Source organism: Sulfurimonas sp. (genome assembly GCF_026991475.1).
Lineage (GTDB): Bacteria > Campylobacterota > Campylobacteria > Campylobacterales > Sulfurimonadaceae > Sulfurimonas.
This window is the reverse complement of sequence record NZ_JALXBK010000086.1, coordinates 1-14274: the sequence shown is the minus strand read 5'-3', so window position 1 is coordinate 14274 and position 14274 is coordinate 1. Positions and strand designations below refer to the sequence as shown.

Genomic DNA, 14274 nt, shown 5'->3' with positions numbered 1-14274 from the left:
CTCCATACAAGACGAGAAATAACGGAACCATTTTTATATGCTTTCCATGCGGTTGGCATTACACTAAAACGAAAAGATTTTGTAACAAATACAGCTGTTAAAAAACCACCAAACAAAGAACCAAGAAGCATAACACCTTCCCAAGCACCAGGATTTTTCACATGTTGCAAGTAAACATAATCTTTTGGATCCATATTAAACAGAACTCCAGCAAAGTACGGAACATACGTTGATGCTCCAAGAGGTCTATTTCCTCCAAAAACAGAGAAAGTAAAAAGTAGTAACAGTGCCATTAATATGCCACCTAACCACCACGGTAATCTTCTTTTCATAAGTAATCCTTATAACAATTTATGGATGCAATTATACTATAAAATTTGATAATAGGCACTAATTATGTTATATTTTTTCCTATTTTGTCCTTACACATCTAGTTTTTCTTGTTGTATCTTTAGATACTGAAAATATTGTTCCATAGCGTCCATTGAGATAATAGGCCTTCGTTGTATCACTGTTATCAGTTGTAGATGACCAGAACTCTTCCCCAAATGCTGTTGCTGTAAATACTGTATTTATACTATTTGGATACCCCTCTTGATTCACATCACTTGATGGTTCTACACTATGTCCAGCAGTTCTTACAAGCTCATTGATATTTGGCATTCTCCAATCTTCATGACCACCTAAAGTCGAATTTTCACAACTACTTATTGCTGCTTCCCATGTTCTGTCTGTATTTACATCAGCATCATCAGACCATTCAAGATTATCTTTATAATCAATAACAATATCTCCATCTTTTTTCATCTCTGCTTTATCTGTATTACTCTCTCTATAAATGCGTACACACATATGCATTTTTTTGTATGTTTCATCTGTTGTGTCAGAATATTTAGGCATCACTACATAAATATACTCATCACTGTTAGAGGCCGTTGAATCAAAACCTTTTGTTGAAGTCCAGTATCCTGTACTTGAAGTAGAGATATTGTCAAAACCATTAATACTGCTACCTTGAAAGTTAAATAATGAGATTATTTCTAAAGCTGTTGGTGCTCTCCAGTCTGTTTTTCCATCTAAGTCAAGCTGCTCACAAGGTCCGTATGAAGCTGCTGTTCTCGAAGCGCCATTAGTATCTGCTTGACCATCATCTTCCCACTCTAAACCTGTTTGAGAGTCAGAAACAGTATTTGTACCATTATTGTCACCATGTATCACTTCTCGTCCAAATTGATAATACCCATCATCTTTAATACTAGAATCGTTTGTTATTTGTCCATTGACATCATAACTCTCGATTTGTCCTGTTCTTAAAATCGGAAAATATAACTCCTCAGAGGTAAATCCAACTGATTTGCCAGCGTAATCATCACCATAGCTTATACCACAGTTCAATGTATAAGGACGATTATGTTTAAGTGCTTCTTTAGGTGTTACTACAATTGTATTTGAAAATCCAAAAGTAACATTTACATCTACATTACCGTTCCAACCTTGAGAGAGAGAACAGCTTGTATGCTCTTGCAATCTTATTGGCAGTGTATTTGAAACAACTTTCATCATAAAAGTGCTGTTAACATCAATATATTTTGCACCATCGACTGGAGTTGAAATAGTGCTAAACTCTGGAATCTCTTCATAAAAATTATTTAGTGAGCCATCAGGTAAATAACTACCGACATCAAGAACATCATAATCAACTCCATCTATTTTTAATTTAGTACCTCTAAACTCTATCTCTTTGTTGTTGGCCAACACTTTACTGTTGCTAATGCTCCATTGTCCTAAATGTGTAGAGTTTTCTAAGTACTCTTTATCTATATCAAACTCAATTTTTTGAGCATCACCGTTTGCATCTGTATACTTAATGACAATCGTATTAAAAACATGATTATCAAATATATTTTGCATATCAGTAACTGAGAGCATCCATAAAGGTCTGTGATGCTCACCTAAATATACCCATTCGATTTTTGGATCACTCACACCTGCAGCAAGTGCATCGGCATAAGCATTTGTCATTGCCTCTACAATATTAAAGTAGTTATCTGTAATATTATTTTTAAGAGCATAGAGAATTCCATCATCTAAACTGCCATTATCAGCAATATAATTTTGCACTACCTCATGTAGAAGATTTGTCATCGAGACATAAATTCTCGCTTCCCCTCTTGCATTGTAACTTTTGAGATTTCCATCACTTAAAATAAAATTTCCCAAAGAGACCCCATATGCTAAAAGCGATGTTGGAGCAGGAGATCCTTCTCCACCTTCACCCATAGAGTAAACATGTGTGAGCATATCTTGCAGTGATGCTTTATCAAGTCCATATGCATCTTGTGCTGCTATCACTGCGTTTAATGCTGCATTACCTATAAATATTCGTCTAAATTTAGCTATATCAGCATAAGAAAAGCTACTCATATTTCCATCTAATGGCAATAGTGTACTATCCATAGGATTCATAATGAGCTCACTGACATTTAAATCACTAGAGACTCCTGCATCTACAAGCATGGTACGTATCTCATCAAGCGTGAAACCTTTTTGCTCTAAAGTCGTAACGGGAGAGATAAACGCAGCTGTTGATGCATTGTACTCGAGTGTTAAGTTACCATCATAAGGTCGTCCATTATGCAGACCACTCTCTATCATAGTAATAAGACTAGCATCATCTACACTCGTACTAAAACTAAAACTAAAACTACCATTTTCATCTGAATATGTAGAGAGTTCATAATCTTCTACTTGTCCATTACTATTTTTATCATACCAAAAACGCGCGTATGTTATGTATGGGTCAACCGCTTGAAGTGTTACACCATCTGCTGCTGTTTCAACAACTGCTGTAACCTCTAAAGTATTCTCTGAAGCAACACCTTCATAAGCATTTAACTCCGCTGCGTTTAGTGTAATGCCAAGCGTTGCGTTATCATCAAAATCTGTTCCATCAAACGCAAGTGTCACATCTGCATGTGTTGCATCGCTGTATGCAACAGTGTCAATATTCACACCCGTTGGTGCACCGACAAGTCTAAAGTTCACACTCTCTAAAGCAGAATCTGTAAACTCTAACGTGTTAGCAAGAGCGATGTGAATCACCGCCCCGTCAAGATTGTTCTCATTTAAAGCTGTATCTGAAGAGAGTTCTACTTTTATAGCATGAGAACCCCCTCCAACTCTACTAATAGTCACAACATCATCAAGATAGCTATCTGCTTTAACAAGTAAAGAGCCATGAGACTCATACGGTGTATGGAGTGCAACATTTGTCGATTGTGCTGTTTGTAGACGAATATTATTGTCTGCCGTGATTGTGTAGTCATTAGCATCAAGTACTACATACTCAGCATTTGCTCCCGCTTTATAAAGCACATTTGTAATGGCATTTTTCCAAGTATCATCTGCAGCAAATGCAAAGTCCACATAATCTGTAGCGAGTCCATAACCATACTCTGGCTCACTTATGGTTGGAGGTGTTGCTGCTGAACTTGTTGTACTTGTAATATTTTCATACGCATTTGTCACAAGCACTGCCCCACCGTTAGAGACTAAATCACTGTTCGAGTAGTCACCACGTGCAACTTCAAAGCCTGACAACGAAGCACTATAGCCTAAATCATCATTATCATTGAGACGAGACTCATACGCTGTATATGCCGAGCTCTCTTCGTTTGAAACAAAACTTTTTCTACCGGCGACTATGACATTTCTTGCTTTATTGTTATAACCTGTAAAATTAACAGCAACATTACCACCGCTGATGCCTGCTCCAGCATTCTCTATTTTCACTCCTGCATTAAGAGCATCTCCCTCACCTCGTGCGTAGCTGTAAAGTCTCACACTTGAGCCTATCACAGCAAGATTACCGCCAAGTGCAACACCCGAACCAAAGTGGTCTGAGAGTGTTGTACTGTCATCAGCAGTTACGACAACAGGGTCGGAGAGCATACCATCTTTATAAAGGTAGTAGTTTGCAAAACCTGCACCTAGTTCCTCTTTTGTATCTGTTGTATTTGTTGCAGAATCATAGTCTGGAAGAACATAACTTCCAACAAGCATAAATGAAGTGTTCTCTTCATTTGTACCTACAACACCATGTGTAATGGCTACATCATGACCAAAACCATCAAAAGGTTTTCCATTGTCTCTTGTAATGGTCTCTACTAATGTAAAGTTGTCATTTCCGTCATTTTTATACAAATAAGCTTTTCCTCTACCGCCACGGTCTGGCTCTCTAAGTGCATTTTCTGCACCTACAAGTATCATATCTTTACTTATAGAAACAGCATTTCCAAAGTTATCATACGCTTCATTATCCGCAGGTGTTAGGTCTGCTATTTGTTGATAAACTCCATTTGCATCTTTTTTATAGACTAAAGCGACACCTGCGTTTTCTTTTGCATCCTCAGTAAGATTATTGTGTATACAACCTATGAGTAAATAATCACCATCAAGAGCTACACTATCTCCAAAACTACTCACTGTGTTGAGAGTTTCTGGTGGAGTGATTTTTTGCGTTTGTGTATAGTTGCCATCACTCCCTTTTTTAAAGATATACACTCCACTACTTGCTCCAACGGCAATAGTGCCGTTTCTATCAGCTACACTAATACCAAACTTATCACCTGCGCTTGGATCATCAGGATAGAGCATATTGATGTAAGGTTTTTCTATGATTGCCACTACTGGAACTGTACTTGTAGTTATATTTGCACATGGAGTATTGAGCTCATTTGTGTTAATGGCTACACTGAGTAGTGCATCAGAGTCAAAATCTACACCATTATAAGAGAGTGTCAGCTCAGCATGTGTTGCATCTATATATCTTGCGTTTGTAATATGCGTCGCTTCTGGCGCTTGTGTAAGAGTAAAGTTACTGCTATCTAAAACATTGTCTTTAAATTTCAAAGCATTGTTGAGTGCAATTTGTACTTTTGCACCATCGAGGTTCTCCTCAGTCAGTGCTGTAGATGCACCAAGTGTTGCACTTATACCATATTGTCCATCTAAAACCATCTCTGTGTATACATTATCATCTACATAATCTGTCGCTTTTATAATGAGTCTATATCCACCAAAAGTTGGGACATGCAGTGCAACATTATTTGAGCTTGAAACATGCAACTGCAACGCACCTTCACTAAAGGTATAATCAGTGCTCTCTAATACAGTAGCAGTGCTTTGCATAGCGCATCCAAATAGAGAGACTTCAGTTATTTTACCTCTCCAGTCACTATTGTCATTGTAGGTAAAATCCAAGTTTTCATTCTCTAAACTCAAATTACTACTATGCATTGATGGTCCATCATTACTTACTGAAATGTCAAAAGTAATATCATCCATACCATTGTCACCATGAGCAATTATTTTCACATTTTTATATACTCCCATCGCTGTTGGCGTACCGCTTAGCTCACCGGTTGCTGTGTTAAACGCAGCCCAGTCCGGTTTATTTTGAATTTCAAACGGTTTTGTTACAGGAGCATATTTTGTTGTATCATTACTCATTTGTGGTATATAACTGTAGCGCTCATGAATATTTGCACTCATTTTTGGACTTCCCACTATAAGAGGAATTTTTGTACTTGCAGAAGCTTTTGTTCGCGTTATAAAATCATCACTGTCATCGCCAATAGTTATAGTTGTATGCAATTCAGTATCGTACTCATTTGAGGAGAGATGCCCTACTCTTACAATATCTCCATTTTTAACACTCGTTACATCACTCTCACCATTAACCGCAAAACCACTGTGCGTTGCCTGTCCCCCATAACCACTACTACTAATAGCCGCGCTTTGCCCATCAGCCAACCAATCTACTGTTAAAAATGTATCGTAGTATTTATTGAGTTCAACTCCATAATAATCTTCTAATTCAAAGGCTTTTGGTGGTGTTTTATCAACAACTGTAATAGAAAATATAAAAGTATCACTCCCTCTGTCATTTGTTGCTGTTACTTGAATGTTTTTATATGTACCGTTTTGATCAAGTGAAGGCGTTCCACTCAACTCTCCCGAGCTTGTGTTGAAATCTGCCCAGACGGGCTTGTTTGCTATACTCCAACTCTCTGCTTTATTTCCTGCATTATCTGGCACAAAACCATAGTGTCTATAGGCATTCTCTGCTTTTGTCACAAACCCAATGCTTTGCTGTGTCTCTCCACTAAGCTCTGGTTTAACAGGTGCAAACCACACTTCTACATAATTTGTAGCATTTTTATCTCCATCGCTTACTGTAACATAATGTTTTGTACGCATACTTGGATGCAAACCATCTTGTCGTGAAAAATAAAACGATATGCGAGCACCACAGTTTCCATCCATATCGCAGGTAATTCTACTCTCATTAAAGCCTCTGTTAATACCATCAGGAGGAAGGTTTTCATGCGTAATTTCATTTCTCAAAGTGACATTCAAATCTGAAATATTGTTATCTGTATCAGCGATTTTAAATGCAAAGGTAAATATATTTTTCTCTTTTGCCGTATCATCTTGATAGAAAATCTGTCCAAAACTATTACTTGAAATAGTCGGTGCGACATCTGCAAACAAATCAAATATCAATGCACTTGAGAGTCCACCGCTGTCGGTTGCTATTAGCTTCACATTTTTATACTTTCCAGAAGCCACTTTGCCAAATATTTCTCCTGTTGTTGTATTTATATTTAACCAATCAGGTGCATTTTCCAAACTAAAAGTTACCACTTGCGTATCTTTTACCTGTGGTGTAAAAGATATAGTATTATTTACCTCAAGATTGTCGAATAAAACACTGTTTAAAAACTCAGGGGCAATATTTGTTATTACTCTGTATGGAATCAGCTTGTCATTAAAGGTTACAAACATACTTGATGTTGTACCCTGCTCGCTTGAAGAGTATATTTTTAGTTTTATTTTATTGCCATTTTTCAGCACAACACTTCCCGGTGTATTTTGCCAAGCACCACTGTTTACACTATACTGATACGCGCTCCCTTGTGCTTCACCCACGATATTCACCAATATATTAGCATCATCATCCAGACCAGAAATAGTCACTTCGTTCGATACATATACATGATTAAAATCTGCATCGTGTACATATACAAAAGAGATAGGATCAGGCGTAGTATCCTGCTCGGCCGTGAAGGCTTGAAACATTCCCATAAAATGCCCTGTCCCATTTTCATCAAGATAATGCAACAGAGCTCTGTATTCTGTGTTGTATTTTGAAAGATTATCTATTCTTAAACGCAGTGTATCACCAGATTTAACACCTGAAACAACACCCGTTTTCCACTCTCCACCATTGATCTGAAGTAGGCCATCATAAATTCTTAGTTTGACACCCTCTGGAGCACTTACTCCACTTACCTCTACAACATCACTAACAGCACCGTTACCTACAGGCACATCAAAAACTTTTCTAAACTCTACAACATTTGGCACACTGCTCATAAGATTTGGATTTGCTTTTGTTACAGTTTTGAAATATGTTTGATAGGTTCCAAGAGTTATAGAAGTGTATGAACGTTTATTGAACTCTGAAGATGCTCTTTGTCTAAATTTTATCTTTACACCTACAGGGACAGCGCTCATATGTGTCACCCATTGGCTATCGCCTTCTAACTGTGCCTCACCATCTTCTATATCTAAGTCAAGTCCACCCTCATATCCTTTCATTGCAACAAATGCGCTCTCATGTTGAGAGTTACGTTCTACATTGTAAATAGTCGGTACTCTAAAAGCATCAGGTGTAATATCTTTGACTCTTGTTACTGTCGCAAATTCACCACTCACACCTCCAATGTTGAGTATTGCGCTGCGTTTAGTTAAAAACTGATTGCTTGTAGTTACATAAACAACAATACTATCACCATTTTTGACTTTTATAGGAGCTGTACTTTTTGAAGCACCATTCAGAGAATAACGTCCATTTGTAATGTTCATATCTACTTTGGCACCTTGAGAAAGCCCCGTAACTGTAATTGTCTTACTTGTAACTTCACTCGAAGGTTCTGCGTTAAGTGCTTCTCCTAAATCAAAACTGCTTGGAGTTCTGTCATTTGTTGCGTTTGGATCAGACTCGCTAACAGCAGTAAAGTAGAACTCTCGTCCACTTACATTAAGAGTAGTTGTACTTCGTGTATCATATGATGAAAAGATAAAACTATCAAGATAGAGCACAGAACCTGCTTCTGCTGTTGTTGTTTTATTATTTGTAAGATGCTCCTGCGTACCACTTGTATGCAAAATCCACGCTGATCCATCTAAAACGTGTAGCGTTAACCTTCCCGTAAAACCTGCAAGTGTCACTTCATTTGAGCGTGCAGAGGAGTGCAGAGGAACATCTACTTTTTCATTAAACTTCAAATCTACATTCAAAGGCAGCTTGCCAGCGAAAAGATGAGGAGATACCGGCACTTGAGTGTGTGATAAATCTCCAACTGCATCACCCACAATAGCTCCAACCTGATTCATATTTACTTCCGGAAGCTTTTTAGCTATCGCCTGCAGTGCAGCTTTTCCATCTATTTGCAACTCACCAGCCGTCGCAAGATTCTCTTTTAAAGTATCAAGCAGAGCCTGTGGATTTTGTGTACTTAAAAGTGCTGCTGAAACCTTTAAAAGTTGTGCATTGTCAACACTGCTTTTCGTATCATTATGCGTCATATCCAAATCTGTAAGATTTGTGCCATCAGAAAGCTCAAGATTAAACATTTTTTGCACTGTAGCGCTTGCAGACTGCTGTGCCTCTTCAAATGTTTTCCCCTCTTTTAAAAGAGCCTTAATGCGTACTGCAGCAAGATCTGTAAATATGTTTACATTGAAATTTCTATGCGAGCCCTGCGTCATATTTACCACAGCAGAGAGTTCTCCTCCCTCTACATAATACCCTGTATTCTCATCGAGGTATGCACCTTTGACCACTATTTCAGCCACTCCAGACCAGTCAGAGATGAGCACAAAACTTCCTCTGTCATCTGTTGTATGTGTTACAAATTTAGCATCACTATCACGCTCACCATTATGTATCTGATAAAGAGTAACAACAGAACCATTCATAAATGGCCCCTTTTGAGAATATCCTGTTGTGTTGCTACTCTGATTCGTATTCGAAGAACTCGAACCACCCCCATCACTACATCCGCTAAACGCAGTAACAACAGCTACTACGAGGATGAAAAATATATGTTTTTTAATTAACATCACTAACTCCTACAGTTAAGTTACTATCTGTCAATTATAAAACGATGTCATTGCAAAAACATTGCAATTTAGATGTGTAGCTTGTATCCTATGGAGTGAATGGTCTCTATAAACTTATAGTTTAGTTTCGCTCTAAGCCTGCTAATAAGGGCTCTACGGGTATTTTCATTACTCTCTTTATCTGGCCATATTTCATTTTCTATCTCATACAAGGAGAGCACATTGTTTTTTGTACTTAAAAAGAGTTTGAGGAGTTCTAACTCCTTTTTTGTCAAATGAACACTCTGTGCATTATGAAGTAACTCATCACGCTGGGTATCAAAAGAGAACTCTTCGTCAAAGATTACATCACCTCTTCGTTGATGCTCCTGCGCATGACTTAAAGCTATTTTCATTGCTACTCGCAACTCTTCTCTATTAAATGGTTTTACAAGGTATGCACTCGGTTTGGTTTTAATGGCACGCTCGAGAGTCTCATCATCACTAAAGGCACTAATGTAAATAACAGGAATCTTCTGCCACGACTGAATCGCTGCCGCGCATGCGATGCCGTCCATATCTCCTTCAATATAAACATCCATTAGTATCAAATCAACTGCCTCTTTTTTCAAAAGTGCCAGACATGCCGCTGCGTTTGAGAAAGTAGCTACAACCTTGTAACCTAAACTCTGCACAAAACCTGCAATCTCCATCGCAACAATACTCTCATCTTCAATAATTACAACATTTTTCATTCACTAAACCTTATCGTACAGTTAAAATCTCTATCTTCTTGCAGCGTAAATGTACCGTGGAGTTGATTTTCAACAAGTGCGACAATAAGCTTCATTCCCAAATGCTCTTTTGCTGCATCATCTAATGAAAAGCCTGCACCGTTGTCCTGTAAACGCAGTACATAGCGCCCCTCTTTTTCATACATCTTTATGTGAATGCTTATCTGCTCTTTTTGTACATATTTAATGGAGTTTGTCACCAACTCATTAACAATGAGTCCCACATACCCTGCACTGCGTAAAGGCAACAATATATTTCGTATATCATACTCATAAGTGACATTTTTTTGAGAGAGGGCTTTTATGTCTTCACATAACTCTTCAATATAAGCAGCCATATCAATTCTTTGCAGATCCTCTTTGATGTCAAGCATCGTGTAGATTTTGGCAATGGAATTAATGCGCCCTTCCAACTCTTGCAGCCCTAAACACAGCACCTTATCTTCTGTCTCATCCTCTTGCATACGCACAAGCGAAAGTATCAACTGTAGGTTGTTTTTACTTCTATGATGCAGTTCTTTAAGCAGATTTTTCTCATTTTCAAGAGATGTTTTAAGTTTTTCTGTCGCTTTTTGCACCTCTAGCTCCACAATCTCTTGACGCTTTTGCAACTCTTGCATAAGCGAAGTATCGAGCCTCTCTTTTTCTTTTTTAAATATACTGTAACGGTCAATAAATGCCAAAGAGAGCACAATTGCCTCTAAAGCCGTTAAAAACATCACTATATCTGTAAGCTCTCCCATTATGGAAGTAAAGCCTAGTCCATCAATAATCATCAAAGTAAAACCAACAAGCTGAAATGCCCAGCCCACCACAAAAAAACGTGCCTCTTTTTTCCCATGTTTGTAGATATAAATTGCTGCGTACATATTAAAATAGATAAAAAAGAGTGCTGTTACAATTGAGACCTCAGGCAGATAGAACCACGGCGAGCCAAAGAGTGGAATCTCTATCAGTCCAAGTGCCAAAATAGCATTATAAATCTTGTTTATTTTTTCATATCGCTGCGTTTGCAAAAAACTCTTTGCAAATAAAACAGCACTAATAAAAAGTAAATTGACCTTAAAAACCACAGCTAAATTGTCATAATAGACAAACCAAGAAGGCGCAAACATCTGAGTAATACCCAAATATGTTGACTGCTGAAAAAGCAGTGCAAAAAGATACAAGAGATAAAAAACATAAACTCTCTCTTTTGTGTAGAGGTAGAGAACAAAATTATACAAAAAGAGCAATCCGAGAATACTCAAAAATATAAAAATGATGTTTTGCTCATGGTATTCATCTTTAAGATAGTCTAATTTATCTTTTAGCCTTATACTTAAACGCAGTGCTGTTGTAGTGTTGCGTACTTTTAAGTAGTACTCTTGTAACTCTTTTGGCTGCACTCTTATTTCAAATATGGTGTGGAGCTCATCTCGTGGTATGCTTTGGTAGAGTGTTCCCTTATGCTGTAGCTTTTGAGTTTTTTTATAGAGTGAAACATCTTCTAAAAGAGGGTTTCTTATCTGCAGTATCTTTGTCTCTTTTTTCTCACCTGAATTATAAAGAGTGAAATGAATCCACAATGTGGTATTACGAGTAAATCCTAAGTTTATCTCTTGTTTATTAAAGGGTATAAACTTTGCACTCTTCACAATTTCTTTAAAAGTTTTGCCACTTTTATCGACATAAATTTTACTCGATAAGAGTAGAGGTCTGTCCATATTTTTTACATCAATAGCAGCATGGACTAAAGAAAGAGGTAGAAATAGCAACAAGAGTATAAATGTAAAGAGATGTGAAGTCTTCATAGTGTGATATTCTCCAAAAGCTCAATGTTGTGCGGAGTTACAATAAGCGCATCAATGCAAAAATCAACATCCAAAGCACTCTTTTTCAAATAGACATAGACCGTTTTGGTAAATCTAGAGAGTTTAGTAGGAGTAATATTTTGAATAGCAAGCTCATAATCTTCACCACTCTTCACCTCTACAAAGTGCATTACATCACTCTTTGAAGCGATAATATCAACCTCACCGAAGCGAGAATAAAAATTTCGCTCTACAATGCTAAAACCATTCTCAATAAGAAACGCAGCAGCTCTCTCTTCTGCAATATTTCCTTTTGCTCTGCTCATCTTAACAGTTAATGACTGAAACCTGCACCGACTTAAACGCAGCGGTCAAGATAAGCTCATCACTTTTATCTCCAAAGAGATTGTTTATTTTTGACTCTGCATGATGGAAAGTTGTAAAGAGAGTTTTTGGTTGTACTTTGTCCGTTATTTTCACTTTAAGAGGATTTGTCTCACCCCATTCACTCTTAAGAATGACACGCTCACTTGTAAAATCAGCCGCATCCTCTTCACATACAAGTAAAATATCCTCATCGTAGTGCTTATTTAACTTCTCGCTGCGTTTGGTTTGTGCTGCATTGTTGTAGTGAGCAAGTGTTCTTCCTGTGGTAAGATGATAGCCTGTAAGCTTTTTATTTACTATCTCTTCAACCATACCACGCAGTTTGTATTGATGGTATTTAAAGTGTCCGTAACCGTCATCTGTTCTAAAATCCAGCTGATGTAAAATAGGAGTATCTTCTGTATGAACTGGCCACTGTAGACCACGCTTTCGATGTTTTTCAAGTCTATGATAATCTGCACCACTAAAACGACGATACGCCACACGTTGCACCTCACTCCATACATCTTTACTTGTTTCATAGTTGGCATTACCACCCATTTTATTGTCAAGAAGTTGTAAAACTTCCCAATCATCTGGTAAATCTGATTTGACGAGTGGCTGAGAAAGATGCAGACGACGAATTGCATTTATATAAACGCCTGTCTTCTCATAAGCTGATTTTACACCCACAACAATATCAGCACGATTTGCAACATCAGTCATAAAAAGCTCTTGCACAAAAAGCAAATCAAGATGCTCAAATGCTTTATCAACTTTATTCAGATTTGGATGAATATGCGTCAAATCTTCACCAATATTAAGCACTGCTTTTAATCTGTCCTCTAACATCTCATCAACAAGCTGTGGAGTCATCAGCCCAACCTCTTTTGGCTCTTGATAGTCAGGGTCATAATATGGCAACATTCCCATATCGCATGTTCCCTGCACATTATTTTGCCCACGAAGTGGCATTAGTCCTACTCCTGCTTTACCAATGTTGCCTGTCATAAGAGCAAGATGTGTTATTGCCATTACTGCATAAGAGCCGTCTAAATGTTCTGTAATGCCAAGTCCCCAAAATATCATTGATTTTTTGAGTGCATACTCACGCGCAACTTTTCTCACCATTTTAGAGAGATACTCATAACCCTCCAATTCATTAAAATAGTCAGGATTTGCATAAGGGTCATTAAGGATTTTCTCTTTAAAATCTAAAAATCCTTTTGTTCTATCTGCAATAAAATTCTCATCATAAAGCTCTTCATCTATGATGACATATGCAAGCATATTTAAAATGAGAAGATTTGCTTCATGCGGCATTATTGCTTTATACTTTGCAAAGCGGTGTAATTTTATCTCACGTACATCAAATACAGCCAAGTTATCATTTTTACGAGCCACATCCAAAATACGATTTGCAATAATAGGGTGTGCTTCTGTTGTGTTTGAGCCTATGACTATCATAAATTCAGTATTATAAATATCATTATAAGGATTTGTCGCAGCACCTTCACCAATGGTTGCACGCATACCTTTTAGGGATGGAGAGTGACAGACACGCGCACAGTTGTCTACATGAGGGGAGTTTAAAGTATGACGTGTAAATTTTTGAAACAAGTAAGAAGACTCACAAGATGTACGAGCCCCTCCAATGGAAGCAACAGCTTTGCGTCCATACTCCGATTGAATCTCTTTAAGCTTCATAGCGCATGCTGTCGTAGCCGCATCCAAATCACACTCATACCAAGTTTCATCAAAATCCACCAAAGCAGAGCTGACAGCATCTTTTATAGTAGGATTTTTCTCCAAGAAACTTTTACGAATTCTTGGAACTCTCAATCTATCCTCTGCATCCACAAAATCATACCCATACTTACCCTTAATGCAGAGCTTTCCTTGCGAAACCACTCCATCAGGATGTGCAAAAATCTTTTTGATTTTATTCTCTTTGACATCTACATGAGCCGCTATATCGCATCCAACACCGCAGTATGTACATACACTGTCTATTGTTTCTATATTTTCCATTTACTCTCCATCTCTTATCTTGCGGCAGTACAACAAGATTTTTAAAGAATGTTTTTTAAGGCTCAGAGCGAAGCGAGGATTTGTCCTTGAAAAATATTCTTTAAAAATCAGGAATAGTA

At 37.6% G+C, this 14274-nt stretch carries 5 protein-coding genes and 1 pseudogene; all 6 read right to left on the bottom strand.

The window, feature by feature from the left end:
• A pseudogene (locus MV589_RS07215) lies at positions 1 to 332 on the bottom strand (YeeE/YedE thiosulfate transporter family protein); the annotation flags it as partial.
• A 79-nt stretch (positions 333 to 411) separates the two neighbouring features.
• The gene (locus MV589_RS07210; RefSeq protein WP_297433399.1) at positions 412 to 9192 is read right to left on the bottom strand and encodes an Lcl domain-containing protein; all 8781 of its coding nucleotides are present in this window, start codon (positions 9190 to 9192) and stop codon (positions 412 to 414) included.
• Positions 9193 to 9260: 68 nt separating this feature from the next.
• Entirely contained in the window at positions 9261 to 9926 is a 666-nt protein-coding gene (locus MV589_RS07205; RefSeq protein ID WP_297433398.1) for a response regulator, read from the bottom strand.
• A complete protein-coding gene (locus MV589_RS07200; RefSeq protein WP_297433397.1) occupies positions 9923 to 11758 on the bottom strand; it encodes a 7TM diverse intracellular signaling domain-containing protein in 1836 nt (611 codons plus the stop codon). Before MV589_RS07200 ends, MV589_RS07205 begins: the two co-directional genes overlap by 4 nt.
• Entirely contained in the window at positions 11755 to 12084 is a 330-nt protein-coding gene (locus MV589_RS07195; RefSeq protein ID WP_297433396.1) for a YraN family protein, read from the bottom strand. The genes MV589_RS07200 and MV589_RS07195 overlap by 4 nt, the downstream gene beginning before the upstream one ends.
• 1 nt (position 12085) lies before the next feature.
• Positions 12086 to 14155 carry a molybdopterin oxidoreductase family protein gene (locus MV589_RS07190; protein ID WP_297433395.1) on the bottom strand — a complete coding sequence of 690 codons (2070 nt, stop codon included), beginning with the start codon at positions 14153 to 14155 and terminating at the stop codon, positions 12086 to 12088.
• Between the last annotated feature and the right edge of the window lie 119 nt (positions 14156 to 14274).